Origin of the sequence: Parabacteroides faecis, assembly GCF_014647375.1 — a bacterium.
Classification (GTDB): Bacteria; Bacteroidota; Bacteroidia; order Bacteroidales; family Tannerellaceae; genus Parabacteroides; species Parabacteroides faecis.
The window spans coordinates 21709-38571 of the sequence record NZ_BMPB01000002.1 but is presented as its reverse complement, the minus strand read 5'-3'; the positions used below and the strand labels follow the sequence as shown (position 1 = coordinate 38571).

Genomic DNA, 16863 nt, shown 5'->3' with positions numbered 1-16863 from the left:
GATTACAACACTGCTATTCCCTCAATCTCAATTAATAATTCATCCCGGCAAACATCAGCCCACATATAAGATATGGGGATGTTCAACTCATACGCATTTAAAAGTCTTTCAGACTCTTCATAGAAAGATTTATCTTTCAGATAAACCCGGAGCATTTTAAGTTTCGCTTCCCCGATCAGTTCCGCGATATTCTCCATCGTGATATGAAGCTGGCGCTCCAGCCCCACTCCTATCAGGCTTTCTTCGCCGCGAATGGCTGCCGTACCTGATATATAAACCAACTCACGATCTCCGAACGTCATGCTCTTGGCACGCTCGAACTTCGGAGTTGTTTTCTTACAATGGGCAGCTTCCAGTACACCGTCGGAGTAAGCATGTGCAGCAACCTGCAGCTTATTGTCGATCGGTGTCGTATAACAATCCGGATTCGAGAACAAAGCTGCATCCAGGTCTACCAATATACCACCCAGGTTCGCACCGATACCCGTTGCTGCCGGATATCCGTTTTCCCAGGTTGTCATAGCGTAATAGTCGCTACGGGCATTATTGAATATCTGGTAATGCTGGTCTTCACCGTCAAACTTCGTGATCTGCTCGATATAATTCCACTGACGGATAATACTGTTGATCGGGAATCCTTCCTTTCTCAACAGGTCGGATACCAGCTTGAACACTTCCTTCGACTGTTGTTCGATACCAAAATTGATTACATCACCGTGGAAACCTCCGGCAAACAGGAAACGGCCACTGCCATTTTCCAGCAACACATACGGAAATGTTCCGATATGTTTATATGTAATATGGTCACCTTCATCCGGCGTATACATATGAGCTTCCAACAGCAGCCCTCCGTTCAACGGCGGCTGAGAGACATAAGTCAATACCGGCTCATGGTTCCCATAATATTTACGTACCTTCTCGCGTAATAATATACGACGGGAAACATACTGTTCATTATCACTCGGTGTGCCGAAAAAGGCCAACCTGAATATTTGTTTATCACGGGGCAACTGAGCAAGCAGTTTATCCACCATTTCCTCAAAACCCGCTTTTTCTGTAGAATAAATGTTATAGTTTATCTTATCGCAATAATTCATCGATCCCTCCTTTTAGAGTGAGTTTACATATTCAACCAAAGCCTCAATATCTTTCTTGGACACTTTCTTATCGATTCCATGTTTGTGCACTTCAAATACTTCTCCCATTGTAGCCGCACGACCATCGAATAGATAAGGAGCCGTACGCCAAACTTCTCTTAAAGTCGGAGTATCCCATCCCTTTTCAAATTCAATATCCTCACCGATACGATGATATTTCATATCTGTATAATAAGGTCCGCTATGACATTCGCCGCATTTCAGTTTCTCAAATACTTTACGTCCTTCTTTTGCCAAATCCGACAGCTCGCCATTTACCAGAAGAGGGCTCGGCACCGGACGCAACGATTTCAGATATTCGTCCACGCAGACTGCATCCTCTTCCGTAATATCGAAGAACTGGATGAAATTATATCCTGCGCGTACAGCGATTTCTGCATGGGCACGGATACCGGAAATCATATTAGGCGGTGTCACATGGCTAAATAACAAACTCTTGCAATTCTTGGAGTTACCAACCCCGTCATTCATCAGGTCCCAGTTCATACCGTCCGTACGGGCATCTCCCGGATGACAACCGTTACAACTCTGCCAGTTCTGGAAACAGTGAGAGGCATCATTGAAATATTTTTCTCCTTTATTGATGTCAGATTCCGTACGTCCCGGATTCAGTTCCGTAGATGTTATTTCCCGTGTATTTATATCCATTACGTTCAGGACATCTGCAAAATAAGTCGGAACTATCAGCTTCTCATTGGTAAGCACCATCGAACGCGGACCGTTACCCTGCAAAGGAACACGTTCGCGGATACCATACAGGAAGTTCAAGTCATAGTCCAACATCGCTTTATTAGGATACGATTCAAACTTCTCCCGCAAAGCTGGATGGTCGATCACACTGACTTCGTGAGTTCCTGAATGAGAAATAAAGATATGATCGTCATTGCAGTCGATACTCCAGATACCGGCAGCACCTCTTTCCGGTTCGTCGACAACAACAGCACCGACAAACTCCTGCTTTTCCGTATCGATCACACTGAATGCACTCGTATTCATCCACCCCTGCTGCAACTGTGAAGTCGGCACGGCGAAACGTCCCAGATTATGGGAAACATAAATATATTTTCCGTCCGGTGTAATACAAATACCACGCAAAGCATTACTACCGTTAGCCAGCTTAATATCCTTTATTTTGGTAAAACCATTCATTTCGATTACGGAAACGCAGGCAGCCACATAATCCAGGTCCGCACGCTGTGCAGGAAGGAAATTTGTCACATACATATATTTTCCGTCTTTGCTGAATACGGCAGATTTCGGTTCGCGCAGCACCTTTACGGTACGCAGTATCTTATGATTTACCGGATCGATCTCCGATACACTGTCATCGAACTGGTTACATACATAAATAGTCTTCTTGTCCGGTCCGAACATCGGATGGCAAGCACCGGAACCTGTTGGGATAGCAGCTTCTATCCGGCCTGATTCCAATAATAAGATCTGTAGTTTTCCAGTCTTCTCAAACGTCGTCACATAGGCTTTATCACCGTCAACCAGAATACCGGTCGGCGTTTCATCCATCGGGAAAGAACGTAACAACTTACCGTCAGGAGAAAAAATATCCACCCGTTTCAACCCTTTTTCCGTCAAGAGCATCTCTCCTTTGTCATTCAGTTTAATATCGGTTGTAAAAAACGGAGGATTGTCAGCCGATGCAAACGAGACGCAACAACTGACAAAACAAGCCATCAATGAAGTTTTTAATATGTATTTCTTTGTGTTCATGGTATGTTGTTATTTTTTTGTGTTTTACTATATCCTAATTCTCCCGAGATGTTCTGTGCCACCTCCTTAATACTCGCAACCGTCGAACGGAATATTTCCTTCGTCAACCTGTCTTTCGGTCCGGATATCCAAATCGCCCCACAAGGATATCCTGTGTAATTAAAAATAGGAGCACCAACACATATCACTCCATTCAATTCTTCTTCATTATCCATAGCATAACCTAACTTACGGACCTTTTCCAATTCCTCCAGATAGGCTTCCCGGGTAGTAATTGTCCGCGAGTTATATTTCTCAAATGTCATATACGACAGATAACGGTCGCGGACCGTGTTTGGCAGATAAGCCATAATCGCTTTACCGGGTGCTGAACAATGCAGCTCAAATGGTTTTCCCGGTGATAATACAAAACGGAACGTATGATGTCCCTGTGCCTGTTCTATAAAAATACCCTTTTGATCTCCTAGTACACCAAAGCATGCAGTCTCCCCTACTTTATCGCGTAAATCGCGTAAACAAGGCAGCACTGTCTCCAACAAATTATGCTCATTCAACGATCTGAAGCCCAAAGTTAGCAATTTTCGCGACAACTTGTAGCGCTTCGTATCTTCATTATAGTTAAGATAATCCAAACGAACCAATGTATTCAAAATACGGTATGCAGTAGTCTGGGAAATATCCAGCTTACTTTTAATATCCTGCAGCGTCTCACCCTGTGGACGGAGCGAAAGATATTCAAGCACCGCAATTCCTTTCTCCAGATTCGGCACTTTATAATTCTCTTCACCTTTTTCCATATTTGGAATAACGCTTTCCATATTTGAAATATTGTTTCAGATTTGAATCAAATATAAAAGAGTAGCGTTAATAAAGTGCATATTTGGTGTAAAAATTGGTTAAGTCTGCTGTAAAGCATATTATTTCTTCCTATAGCTAGCCACAGCCAGAACATTAAAGAAGAGAGCAAATAAACATACGACCACAAAATGCCCTGTTAAATCAGCAAACTGGCTGCCTTTCAGGTAAACCATACGCATCACTTCCACAAAATAACGCACTGGATTGAACAGGGTTATTTGTTGCGCCCAGTGGGGCATACTGCTAATAGGTGTAAAAAGACCGCTCAGCAATGCAAAGATAATTAAAAAAAAGAAAGCCGTAAACATGGCCTGCTGCTGGGTGGAAGAAATGGAGGAAATGGCCAATCCCAAACCAGTAAAGGCAATGAGGTAAACCGCCGCAAACAAATAGATGATGCCGATATTACCAACAGGCAACAAACCGTAAACGATCCAGGCCACAATAACCCCGATTGTCAGGAGAATAAAACCGATGATCCAGAAAGGGATCAGTTTCGAGAGCAGGAACAGTGTTTTGGGAACCGGGGTCACATTGATCTGTTCTATCGTCCCCTTTTCCTTTTCACTGACAATATTCAGGGCGGAAAGGAATCCTCCGATGATCGTCAGCAAAAAGACCATGATACCCGGAACCATATAATTCTTATAATTCAGATGCGGGTTAAAGAGACTCGTAGAACGTATTCCGCCAGATCGTAAACCGGAAGTAAAACCTTTCTCTTGATTAAAGTCCTGAATGATCTGGGAGAGATAAGAGCTTCCCATCCCTCCTTTCGTCCCGTTCACAGCATTGGCAGCGATCAGCACTTCAACCGCTCCTTCCCGTCCCAGTTGTTGCTCGAAGTTCACCGGTATTTCCAGCAGCAAATCCGATTCATTGCTTTCGATAGATGTGATTCCCTGGTCGTAACTGTCTGAAACATTGGTCAGACGGAAATAACCTGAGGCCACAACCTTTTCGACCAACTGGGCAGACAGGACGGAATGATCGTTGTCTATCACACCCAGGTTGATATTACGCATTTCAAAATTCGCAGCAAAAGGCAGAATGATCAGCTGCATCAGTGGAACCAGAAAGATAATACGCGGCAGGAACCGGTCGCGCTTGATCTGTTTGAACTCCTTCTCAAGTAAATATCGTAATGTTCTCATAACTTTCTTGTTATAAACGGATCTTAAAACGTTTCACACTCAGTATCACCAGAAAAACTACCATAAACAACAATATCCCCATCTCTTTCATGATAGCACCGGCACTCAGGCCTTTTATCATGATATCCTTCACAGCGATGATATACCATTTAGCCGGTACGATATTCGAGATCCATTGTAATATATCGGGCATATTCTCTATCGGGAAAACCATACCACTGAGCAGAATAACCGGAAGCATCAGTACCATCGCACTGATCAACATAGCAGCCTGCTGCGTATCGGCAATGGTCGAGATCAGCAGCCCCAGGCAAAGAGAAACCAAAGCATACAGGATAGATACAGCCACCAGCAAAGCCAGACTGCCGGCAATCGGCACCTTGAGCAGAAAATAAGACAAAAAGAGGATCGTCGCCACATTCACTATACTTAATAATAAATAAGGTATCGCTTTTGCCACGATAATATAAACCGGCTTCATCGGAGAAACCAGCAATATCTCCATCGTCCCCATCTCTTTCTCCTTCACGATACCGACCGAAGTCATCAGGGCACAGATCAATATCAGGATCAATCCCATCACACCGGGAACAAAATTGTAGGCCCCTTTCATCGTCGGGTTATAAAGCAGATGAGTGACGGGGGTAACACCAGCTTGCATTAACGCCGCCCTTTCAGCCGGTTGCAATAGTTGCCCTTGTATCTCTGCCTTTGCAGAAGCAATAACAGCCGTTGCATAGGAAGTCAACTGGGTTGCTTCATTCGGGTCGGTTGCATCCGCCAAAAGCTGGGCATCGGCATCAGGCGAAGAAGCATACTGCGGAGGAAAGACCACGACCAGTTTCACTTTACCCTGCTTGAATAGGGACTCGGCCTCGGACAGATTATCTATCATCTTATAAAGCTCGAAATATTCGCTGGCCGCCAGATGGGCACCGATCTTTGTCGTAACCTCATCCCGGCTCTGGTCGAATATGGCGATCGGTACGCTTTTGATTTCCGTCGTTATGGCATATCCGAAAAGTAATATCTGGACAACAGGCATAACCAAAATGATCAACATCGTCCGTTTATCGCGGAAAATGTGATAAAATTCCTTTTGTATAAAAGATATAAATTGCTTCATACTATTCTCCTCTTTTCGCTTTTCGTGCCAGAGCATGGAAAACGTCATTCATATTATCGACATGGAAAGAAGATTTCAGGGCAGCCGGACTATCCAGCGCTTCGATCTTCCCGTCCACCATAATGGAAACCCGGTTACAATACTCGGCCTCGTCCATATAATGGGTCGTGACAAAAACAGTAATATTCCGTTCGGCAGCCTGATAGATCAGTTCCCAGAACTGACGGCGGGTGACCGGGTCGACACCTCCGGTCGGTTCATCCAGAAAGACGACACGAGGCTCATGGATGATAGCAACGGAGAATGCCAGCTTCTGCTTCCATCCCAAAGGGAGTGCATCGACCAGCGTATTCCGTTCTGATTCCAGATCCAGCACAGCAAGCAATTCATCCGTCTTTTCCGCCAGCCTCTTCTCCGACAGGCCGTAAATGCCACCATACAAACGGATATTCTCCCATACTTTCAGATCACCGTAAAGAGAAAACTTCTGGCTCATATAACCGATATGGCGTTTGATCTGTTCCGTCTCTTTATAGACATCGAAACCGGCGACACGAGCCTGACCGGAAGTAGGAGTCGACAGTCCGCAAAGCATACGCATAGCAGTCGTTTTCCCAGCGCCGTTAGCACCCAGGAAACCGAATATCTCCCCTTCGCCCACCTCAAAGCTAATATGGTCGACTGCCGTAAAGCTTCCGAAACTCTTAGTCAGGTTGTTTGTTTCTATTACGTTCATTATATATTTATATGAAAGTTCATATTTTTCTATTATTGCAACATTGATTCAAATCTTTCTAATCACAATGCCATAAAGCAATCTTCCACGCTCGGCTCTACAGATTCTATGGTCACATCGGTATAACCTTTTCCTTTCAGGAACTGCATCAAGTCATCCATCTCACGTCCATCCTCCTTCAATGTCAGATGATGCGCATCACCAAAAGCATAGCAGGAATAAGTGCCCGGAAAACTCCGAAGGTCTACCAACAGTTTATACATAGACGAAGCCCGTACAGTCCACAGATGCCTACCGAAAGAGGAGCGGATGCCTACCGGTGTATCGACGGACAGGCATCGGCCGGAACGCATCAAGGCAATGCGGTCGCAACGGGAAGCCTCATCCATATAAGGAGTAGAGACCAGGATGGTAATACCCTGTTTCTTCAAACGATCCAGCATATCCCAAAATTCCACACGGGAAACCGGATCGACACCTGTCGTCGGCTCATCCAGGAAAAGCACCTCCGGACGATGGATCAAAGCACAACTTAACGCCAGTTTCTGCTTCATACCTCCTGAGAGTTTTCCGGCTTTCCGTTTCTTGAACGGTTCTATCTGGACATAGATGTCGCGCACCAGTTCATAATTTTCGGCTATCGTCGTATTGAATACCGTTGCAAAGAAGTTCAGGTTCTCTTCCACCGTCAGGTCCTGATACAAAGAGAAACGTCCCGGCATATAACCGACCATTGTACGGATTTTCTTATAATCACGAACGACATCCAATCCGCAGACGGTCGCTTTTCCCTTATCCGCCAGTAATAAAGTGGTCAGGATACGGAATAAAGTCGTCTTCCCCGCCCCATCCGGCCCGATCAGGCCGAACAGTTCGCCCGAATGTATATCCAGGGAAATATCCTGCAAGGCCTCTATCAGTCCATAATTCTTACTAATCGCCTCTATCTTAACCCCATTTATCCCCATTAGTTTTCAATTCTCAATTTCTAATTTTCAATTACTCAAACACCGTTTCGCCATACTGCCCGATCTTGAGATAGCCGTCATTCTTGACAGCGATCTTGATGGCATAAACCAGGTTGGCACGTTCGTCTTTCGTCTGGATACCTTTAGGCGTGAACTCCGATTTGTCGGATATCCAGGTAATCGTTCCCGGATATTCACGCTGTTCATCCACTCCGTAATCAGCGAAGACACGTACTGTCTGGCCTTGTTTCAATGTCGAAAGCTGATCGGCCGTAATATAAGCCCGAAGGTAAAGCAGATCGGTATCCGCTATTTTATACAGCGGTTTGCCCGCAGCCATCACTTCACCCGGCTCTGCATATTTGACGAGAACCGTTCCCGCCTGGGGAGTTACGATACGGCTTTTCTGTAATTGGTCGTCCAGTTGCATGATCTGATAAAGGATGCTTTCGGCTTCGGCATCAGCTCCCCCGGTCGTTTTGTTCAGGGTAGAATATTGTGCATCGAGTTGTTTCTGCAGATATTTGATATTGTTTACAATGTCATCCACCTGCTTCTGGTTACCCGCTTTTGCCTTTACCAGGTTCTCCATTCGCTGCTGCTCCGTACGGGCCGTAGCGATCTGCTGTTCCAGAGCTGCGATCTGTTTGCGGATATCCGGTTTACGGATATCAACGGAGCGTAAGCCCGCCGAAAGCTGCATCTTCTTCAAATATAACTGGGTACTGTCGATATATCCCACCATTGCTCCGGCATCCAACCGGTCGCCTTCCTCTATATTCAGTTCCATGATCTTCCCGTTAGCCTCGGAAGACACCAGGATCTCCGTCGCCTCAAACGTACCGGTCGCATCGAAGTTGCCATCTCCCCGGTTACATGCAGCCAGGCCCAATAATGCGGTTGCTATCAAGGTATAAGAACTCAATCGTTTCATATTACTTTTCATGATTCTTTTTGATTATTCATTATTCGTCGTGTACATATAATTATAGACAGCATTCAGATGCTGGATACGATGGGCTGCCGCCGTCTGCTTCGCCATATCCTCCGCATTGATCTCACGGATCAGGTCGGTAACGGAGATGACCCCATTCTCCAGTTTCACCTCCGCAGCATTCTTGATACTGGTGCGCAAGCGGATTATTTCATCGTCTGCCTTCATCAGGTCGGATATCTTCTGTATCTCCGTGTTTTGCTGCATCAACTCAAGCGAGGTATTAAAGAGGAATGTCTCACGTTGAACTTCCACCTGCTGCAATGTCGTAGCGACTTTACGGCGGTCGTTCTTCAATGTATATAGTTTACCCATATTCCAGGAAAGGCGTACCCCCGCTATATAGAACGGATCAAAGCTATCCTCCAGCATATTCAATCCCGGTCTGCCGTATCCGCCCTGAACAAACGCACCTATACGGGGCATTAAACCGCTCGTGATCTGTTTATTCTGTAGCTCCAGCAAATAGCTTTTAGCATCCAACGCCTTCAGTTCAGGACGGTTTATTTCTCCGGGCAAAGGATTACCCGGTACGTTCGGCACCTCCAAAATCCTGTCTTTATCATAAGGCTTTCCTATCATCGCACTCAACATCCTGCCGAAAGCGACGCGGGAAGCTTTCAACTCGATCTCTTTCTGGCGGGCATTCAGAAGTTCCACTTCCATACTTTCACGGTCGGATTGGTTGGCTACCCCGTTAGCCATCATCGCCGTTATACGATCGATATTGATCTGCAGTTCTTTTTGTAACAACACATTCTGGCGGATCAACTCCTCCTGGAGCAGACAACCGAAATAAAGCTGGTTCACCCGGTCGTTCAATGTATAGAGATCGCTTTCCAATTGTTCCCGGTCTGCTGCAGCCTGTGCTTTGGTCAGTTGGCGGGAAGTATGGATCGTGCCGCCATCCCATATATTCTGGTTCAGTTCGGCTACTACCTGATACTGGTCTTTACTCAAGGCCGGGATTTCCAGTCCCGGCATGACAGCCGACAGCTTGTCCGCATCAAAAGGGAGTTTGGTCACATCGCTCTGATAAGTAGCTTTCGCATTCACCGTCACCTGAGGCAACCAGCCTTTTACGGCATTCGACAGATTATACTGCTCGGTCTGCCCTATCAGCCCATACTGGCGTATCTGGGGATAATTAGCCCGTGCCCATTCGTAGCATTGCGCCAGTGTTATCTTCTCCTGCCCCTTCGCAATTCCCGGTAGCAGGGGTAAACATAAGAATAGAATTACACAAATCCGTTTCATAGAGGTATTTATTTATTTTGTGTATGATCGTCCGGAGTCAGCAACCGGATCATTATATCGGTAACAAAAGGGATACGTTCCTGCAGGAATTTATCGTATTCCCCGGGATCGCCATTCATAAATATGGCGGTAACCGGATTCCGTATCAGCATCGGGAAAACCAACAGGCTGATCAGGGTTGTCGCCATATAATACAATGGCATTTTCTTTATCAGCCCTCTCTCCATTTCATCCATCAACTGGGTATGCAGATGCATGATCGGCTCTACCCGCGGCAGGTCTTTCAACACTGAACGATAGATATGCTCCGGATCCCGCTGCAACTCATTTAAAACAAAAATCGGAAATAAAGGATTTCTCTGCAGCGTATTCACGTATCGTTCGATAATCTTAGGCAGCTTCTCCAGGAAAGGAAGCTTCTCATCGATAATAATTCCCAGGTCAGGCAGCAGGCTGTCCATCAACTGGTCGAAGATCGCATCGAACAGCATATCTTTTGTGCGATAATAATAATGTAAAGCCGTACGCCCTATTCCGGCCTCGGCCGCCACGTCGCCCATTTTTGTCGCTTCGTATCCTTTCCTTACAAAGACTTGCTTTGCCGCTTCCAGGATCCGGTTCTCCATTGTGATTACTTCTTCTGTACCCATTGTATATCTAGTTTTACTTCATTTGTCTACACTGTCTGTCAAATATGTTTGACACTTTTGTTTGACAGATGTGTCAAAAGTAATATAAAAAAATAAGGATGCAACTATTGCACCCTTACTTTAATATATTTTATACAATTGAAGAAAGCTATTTTATCTTTCTTTCCGCTACGCCATCGAAGGTCATCTTGACCGGATTGATATATCCGTCTTTATCGAAAGTCATCCGGTCGATACAAGTCGCACGGTGGTCGCGTGCCGTATCGTTCAGCGGACGGCGATGGTAAACGATATAATAATCCTCCGAATTCGGTACATGCATAATAGAATGGTGGCCGGCACTGGTCGCTACCGTCGAATCCTGCTGGAGAATCTTGGCTATCCGGTTAAACGGTCCGAAAGGCGAATCAGAAATGGCATACGCAACCGAATAGTCGGGATTTCCCCAACCACCTTCGCTCCACATGAAATAATATTTACCGTTCTTCCTGAACATAAATGGTCCTTCGGTATAATTAGCCGGAGTCACTTCTTTATAGACCTCCCCGTCTTCAAACGGTACCAATCCGGTAAAGTCGTCGTTCAGTTGTACGACATTACAATGTCCCCAACCACCGTAATACATATAATAACGATTATCGTCATCTTTGAAAACAAACTGATCGATAGGCTGCGCCCCGTTCACAATCTCGTTGATCAACGGCTTACCCAGCAAATCCTTATACGGACCTTCAGGGCGGTCGCTGACAGCTACACCAATACCACCTATTTCCCCTTCATGCACATCGTTCGCACCGAAGAACAAATAATACTTGCCCTCCTTGCGGATAACCGACGGTGCCCACATAGCCCGCTTCGCCCACTTCACCTCGGTCGTATCCAGGATAGAAGAATGCTTCGTCCAGTTTACAAGGTCTTTAGAAGAGAAACAGTCGAAGAATGTCTGATTCTCATACAGATCGCTCCAGGTTGGATAGATCCAGTATGTATCATCATAAATAATACCTTCCGGATCTGCATACCATCCTTCAAATACAGGGTTGCCACTCGTAGCCACCTCTTCAGACTGCTGTTTCGGTTGTCCGCAAGCCGCCATCAAGGCTGCGGCACAAACAGCAATAACACAACTTTTATTCATATACAATTAATATTAATACACTTAATCGCCATACTTTTTAGCCAGGCCGCCTTCGGAAGTCTCCTTATACAAGCTGGGCAGGTCGTTACCGGTCTGACGCATCACCTCTACCACCTGGTCGAAACTTACCCGGTGCTTTCCATCCGAGAAGTTTGAGAATGTATTCGCATCCAATGCACGCGCCGCAGCAAAAGCATTACGCTCGATACACGGGATCTGCACCAGTCCGCAAACCGGGTCGCAGGTCAACCCCAGGTGATGTTCCAACCCCATTTCGGCAGCATACTCGATCTGGGCAGGCGTTCCGCCGAACAACTGGCTGGCAGCTCCGGCAGCCATCGCACAAGCGACTCCGACTTCACCCTGGCAACCTACTTCCGCCCCGGATACGGAGGCATTCGTACGTACTACATTGCCGAACAACCCTGCTGTCGCCAATGCACGCAGGATACGGGAGTCACGGAACTCGCGGGTATCTTTCAGATGATATAATACAGCAGGCATCACCCCGCAGGAACCACAGGTCGGAGCCGTCACTATCTTACCGCCACAGGCGTTTTCTTCGGAAACAGCCAGAGCAAAAGCATAAACCATGCCACGACTCTTAATACTGCTGCCGTATCCTTTGGCACGTATCAGATAATCAGACGCTTTCCGGCGTATTCCCAGGCCACCCGGCAGGATACCTTCCGCTTCCAGACCATTCTGCACAGCCTTTTGCATCACATCCCATACTTCTGCCAGGTAATCCCATATTTCAGGACCCTCACATTGTTCCACATATTCCCAGTAAGAATGTCCGGTCTTTTCACACCAGGCCTGTATATCCTTGATGGTACTCATCTCGTAGACCTGAGCCGTCTTCAGCTCGTTAAAACTTTCATTCGCCAGTATTCCGCCACCGATACTGTAGACTGTCCATGATTCCAGTTCTTCGTCTTTCTCGTTGAACGATTCGAACAACATACCGTTCGGATGGAACGGCAGGAATATTTTTGGTTCCCAGGTAATATTCGTTTTGGCAACCGGTTGCAACACTTCCAGAATGGCGGCATCGGTCATGTGACCTTTTCCTGTAGCAGCAAGGCTACCATACAATGTTACGTTAAAACGTACGGCTCCTCTGTTACGTTCCAGAAACATCTGTGCAGCACGCATCGGCCCCATCGTATGACTACTCGACGGACCGTGTCCAATCCGGTATATCTGTCTGATTGATTCCATTTCTCTTTTCCCTAATTTTGTGTTTTCTATACTTTAAGAAATATATTACGTTTATATAGCAGCCACAAAATTACATAAATAACTGATACGTTTGACAAGCTGATCAAAAAGGAATAATAATTGCCCAGATATTGTTCGAAGCCATAAAATAAGGACTGTCCCAGACAGCTGAAATTAATGACATTTGCCAGCATATAAGCCAAGATCGAATTCATTCCGTACACCTTCAGCCAGGTGATATTCTTATTATATCCTTTATAGTCTATCAGATAATAGAACAACCCCATCAGCAAGAAGCAATAGCCGCTACTTACCAACACCATCGAGCTGGTCCAGATCGTTTTGATCACCGGCATCTGCAATCCCCATAACCATCCGGCAGCAACCATTACGGCACCTGCACCAAAATACCATTTCAGTTTATAAATATCGCTCGTTTTATCCTTGGCTATGTAACCGGCAAACAGACCTGTCAGCACCGTCACTCCAAAATTTAGGGTACTCAAAATCCATGTATAATGATACCACGGTGCAAAAACGATTTCACCGTCCACCACTTTCGCCCCATCGCGGAAACGCCCCAGCACGGCACGGTCTATCCATTCCGCCAGGTTCCCTTCGGGCGTATAGTTGCCTCCGCCATAACTACCGACCGTGATAAACTGCATCGCCGCCCAATAGACAAGCAGCAAAGCTACCGCCACCCCGATCTGGGTCCGCCGGCTGGTATAAAGGAACAACACGGCCGTGATCAGATAACCGGCTGCGATCGACTGCAATGTATTTGAATATAGATAGATACGATCCGGATCGAGTCCCAGCAGATTCCCCTGGCACATCATACCGAATATCCAGAGCAACAGGATACGTTTTCCCAGGCGCCGGAAAAGTCCTTTTTTATCGGAAACACCTTTAAAACGTGACAGGGCAAAAGGCATGGATGCCCCCGACATAAACAGGAACAACGGCATGATCAGATCCCAGGGAGAGAAACCTTCCCAGTGTACATGGTCGAATGCCCACATACAATCGTTCAACCATCCCACATCAGCGGCCCTCGCCAACGAATGAGCAAGCGGTCCCAAAGCGACCAGAAAGAAAAGGTCAAATCCGCGTAAAGCATCAAGCGACTCCAATCGCTTGTAAGTAGTTTTTTCCATTTGTAATTATTTTAGACTTTTAAGAAGATACGTTGACGGTAAAGGAAATACAAGAATCCCCAGCAGACGGCGATATAAGCCATCGCCCCCAGCAAAGGCTGGACTGTTTCAGGAAACAAACCGATAAAGCCTCCGAAAATTGCATTCGCAGTAAAGGTGAAGTTGATAAATACCTGTGCCAGATAAATTGTGATCGAGTTCGTTCCGATCACCGTAAAGAAAAGTGTCCATCCCCGGCACTCTTTCACATCGACAATATAATAGAAGGTGGCGAACAACAAAGCAGAGATACCGCCCACCGTACAAACGAACGAACTGGTCCATAAATATTTATTGATCGGAAAGAATAATCCCCACAACAGTCCGACTATCAACAGGCAGCAGCCTGCCACCAACATATACACCACCTTTTTCTTTTCGCTCAACCCTTCTTTCCTGAGTTTGACGAATTCGCCGGTAAACATGCCCAGCAAAGCAGTACCGACAGCCGGTAAGGTAGACAGAAGGCCTTCCGGGTCATAATTTCCTCCATGCAAACGCCCCGGCAACAGCAGGCGGTCGATATAACAAGCCAGATTTCCTTCACGTGTAAACAACTCCGCCCCATTCCCGTCGGGTGCCGGAATGAACAGCAACAACCAGTACCCTATCAGGATGGCCGCCACGATCCATACCCGTGTGATTGTCCGTGTATTGACAAAGATCAATGCACCGAACATCCATCCCAGACCGATACGGGCCAGTACGCTGGCATACCGTTGCGTTTCAAAATTCAGATTGAGCAATCCGTTATATACGAATCCGAGTACCACAAGTGTAATACCACGCCGAATGATCTTCTTATAGATAGCCGCTTCGGACATTCCCCGCTCCCGCTGTTTCTCCAGCGAAAAAGGAAAAGAAATACCGGCAATAAACAAAAACAACGGAAAGATAATATCCTCGAACGTAAACCCCGCCCCCCATTTGGCATGGCTCATCTGATCCGCTATCGATTGAAAGAAAGGAGTAGGTATCCATGTTGCCAGCGCAACGAACAGCGCACCACCTCCCATAATAAAGAACATATCAAATCCCCGTAAAGCGTCCAGCGACTGAAGCCGCTGGCTCTGTTTCTGTTTTTCCATGGTATTTAATTTAAATCGTATATAATTTAGAAATAAGTAAACGCAAATATAGAAAATAATATAAGAACTATCCTGCTTTTTCATTAGTTTTGCAGCCATTATGAAACAGCACTTGAAACCGATCATGTTCGTTGGCACTTGTTCCGATGCAGGAAAGAGTGTGATCAACGCAGCCTTCTGCCGTATCTTTAAGCAAGACGGATATCAACCTGCCCCATTCAAGGCGCAGAATATGTCTTTGAACTCTTTCTCCACCCCAGAAGGGGGCGAAATGGGTCGTGCCCAGGTGGTACAGGCGGAGGCATGCGGCATTGCCCCGCATACGGATATGAACCCGGTTTTGCTGAAACCGACCAACGACAAAAGTTCGCAGGTGGTCTTGAACGGCCGTCCGGTCGGCAACATGTCCGCCAAAGACTATTTTGGTGTCCAGAATCAGAAAGAAGCCCTTTTCAGAGAAGCTATCGAAGCATTCAGACGTCTGGAAACACGCTATAACCCGATCGTATTGGAAGGGGCAGGCAGCATCTCCGAACTGAATCTCCGCGACCGTGATATCACCAACATGCGGATGGCGATACAGGCAGATGCCTCCACCTATCTGGTTGCCGACATCGACCGGGGTGGCGTATTCGGTTCCGTTTACGGCACGATCGCCCTGCTCAAACCCGAGGAACGGGCACAGATGAAAGGGGTCATCATCAATAAATTCCGTGGAGACGCATCGCTGTTCGAGGAAGGCAGGACAATATTGAAAGAATTGACAGGAATACCTGTCGTAGGTGTTATCCCCTGGTTCCGCGATATCAAGATAGAAGAAGAAGATTCGGTCGCGCTGGATATGAAAACGAATACCTGGCAGGATGGAAAGATCAATGTCGCCATTATCCTGTTGAAACGCATGTCGAACTTTACAGATTTCGACGTACTGGACATGGACCCACGTTTCAATCCTTACTACACAAGCAATATAGACGAAATAGAGAAAGCAGACATCATCCTGTTGCCAGGCTCTAAAAATACACTTGCTGACCTGCAAAGCATCCGTGCCAACGGCATAGCCGATGCCGTTGTACGTGCAGCCAAGAAAGGGAAAAAAGTGATCGGTATCTGTGGTGGTTATCAGATGATGGGTGCCCGTCTGGAAGATCCGGAAGGGATAGAAGGGAACCTGCCTGCCGTACCGGGATTGGGACTACTCCCCCAATGTACTGTTATCGAACAGGAAAAGATAACGAAGCAAAGCCGTTTCACGTTCCGCTCCGGTTCACAGATGGCTTGTAAAGGATATGAGATACATATGGGACAGACAACTCTCCTGGGTAATGCCCCTGAAAGTCCGGTAGCGTTGCTTGAAGACGGAAGAAAAGACGGTTATTACCTGAATGCCCGTTGTTGGGGAAGCTACATGCACGGTATCCTCGACAACCCGGAGGTGCTCGACAACCTAGCCGAAGGTTTCAACAAAGAAACCAATTCGGCTCCGTTCGATTATGCAGCATTCAAGGAAGAGCAATATGATAAATTAGCGGAACTGGTCAGGAAGCATGTGGATATGGAGTATATTTATAGCACGTTGATGTAATCAT

The 16863-nt window shown here is 46.4% G+C and carries 15 protein-coding genes; 1 reads left to right on the top strand and 14 read right to left on the bottom strand.

The genetic code is table 11. The annotated features are described in order from the left end of the window. Window positions 1-2: 2 nt before the first annotated feature. The 14 genes from IEY67_RS02830 to IEY67_RS02765 all read right to left on the bottom strand — a co-directional run bounded on the left by IEY67_RS02830 (window position 3) and on the right by IEY67_RS02765 (window position 15274). A complete protein-coding gene (locus tag IEY67_RS02830) occupies window positions 3-1097 on the bottom strand; it encodes a chorismate transformation FkbO/Hyg5 family protein (RefSeq protein ID WP_122352516.1) in 1095 nt (364 codons plus the stop codon). 12 nt (window positions 1098-1109) lie between these two features. Further along, window positions 1110-2882, bottom strand: coding sequence for a YncE family protein (locus IEY67_RS02825; RefSeq protein ID WP_122374361.1), 1773 nt, complete (start codon window positions 2880-2882; stop codon window positions 1110-1112). Next, window positions 2879-3700 (bottom strand): IclR family transcriptional regulator, encoded by an 822-nt coding sequence (locus IEY67_RS02820; RefSeq protein WP_183669600.1) that lies wholly within the window; start codon window positions 3698-3700, stop codon window positions 2879-2881. The genes IEY67_RS02825 and IEY67_RS02820 overlap by 4 nt, the downstream gene beginning before the upstream one ends. Window positions 3701-3799: 99 nt before the next feature. Next, window positions 3800-4894 (bottom strand): ABC transporter permease, encoded by a 1095-nt coding sequence (locus tag IEY67_RS02815; RefSeq protein ID WP_183669598.1) that lies wholly within the window; start codon window positions 4892-4894, stop codon window positions 3800-3802. A 10-nt stretch (window positions 4895-4904) separates the two neighbouring features. Next, the gene (locus IEY67_RS02810; protein ID WP_122374358.1) at window positions 4905-6020 is read right to left on the bottom strand and encodes an ABC transporter permease; all 1116 of its coding nucleotides are present in this window, start codon (window positions 6018-6020) and stop codon (window positions 4905-4907) included. 1 nt (window position 6021) lies between these two features. Further along, window positions 6022-6756 carry an ABC transporter ATP-binding protein gene (locus IEY67_RS02805; protein ID WP_122374357.1) on the bottom strand — a complete coding sequence of 245 codons (735 nt, stop codon included), beginning with the start codon at window positions 6754-6756 and terminating at the stop codon, window positions 6022-6024. 62 nt (window positions 6757-6818) lie between these two features. Continuing rightward, window positions 6819-7724: an ABC transporter ATP-binding protein gene (locus IEY67_RS02800; RefSeq protein WP_122352510.1), complete on the bottom strand. Its 906-nt coding sequence runs from the start codon at window positions 7722-7724 to the stop codon at window positions 6819-6821. A 31-nt stretch (window positions 7725-7755) separates the two neighbouring features. Then, entirely contained in the window at window positions 7756-8670 is a 915-nt protein-coding gene (locus IEY67_RS02795; protein ID WP_183669596.1) for an HlyD family secretion protein, read from the bottom strand. Window positions 8671-8682: 12 nt separating this feature from the next. Further along, window positions 8683-9975, bottom strand: a complete 1293-nt coding sequence (locus IEY67_RS02790; protein WP_183669594.1) for a TolC family protein — start codon at window positions 9973-9975, stop codon at window positions 8683-8685. A gap of 8 nt (window positions 9976-9983) precedes the next feature. Next, window positions 9984-10625 carry a TetR/AcrR family transcriptional regulator gene (locus tag IEY67_RS02785; protein WP_122374353.1) on the bottom strand — a complete coding sequence of 214 codons (642 nt, stop codon included), beginning with the start codon at window positions 10623-10625 and terminating at the stop codon, window positions 9984-9986. Between the two features lie 148 nt (window positions 10626-10773). After that, window positions 10774-11721, bottom strand: coding sequence for a glycoside hydrolase family 43 protein (locus IEY67_RS02780; protein ID WP_229800950.1), 948 nt, complete (start codon window positions 11719-11721; stop codon window positions 10774-10776). A gap of 63 nt (window positions 11722-11784) precedes the next feature. Beyond that, a complete protein-coding gene (locus IEY67_RS02775; protein ID WP_183669590.1) occupies window positions 11785-12987 on the bottom strand; it encodes an L-serine ammonia-lyase in 1203 nt (400 codons plus the stop codon). Between the two features lie 26 nt (window positions 12988-13013). Then, on the bottom strand, window positions 13014-14147 hold the full coding sequence (locus tag IEY67_RS02770) for an acyltransferase family protein (protein WP_122352504.1): 1134 nt from the start codon (window positions 14145-14147) through the stop codon (window positions 13014-13016). A gap of 11 nt (window positions 14148-14158) precedes the next feature. Further along, window positions 14159-15274, bottom strand: coding sequence for an acyltransferase family protein (locus tag IEY67_RS02765; protein ID WP_122374424.1), 1116 nt, complete (start codon window positions 15272-15274; stop codon window positions 14159-14161). Between the two features lie 100 nt (window positions 15275-15374). Here IEY67_RS02765 and IEY67_RS02760 point away from each other — a divergent pair, with 100 nt between their 5' ends. Next, a complete protein-coding gene (locus IEY67_RS02760; RefSeq protein ID WP_183669588.1) occupies window positions 15375-16859 on the top strand; it encodes a cobyric acid synthase in 1485 nt (494 codons plus the stop codon). Window positions 16860-16863: the final 4 nt, after the last annotated feature.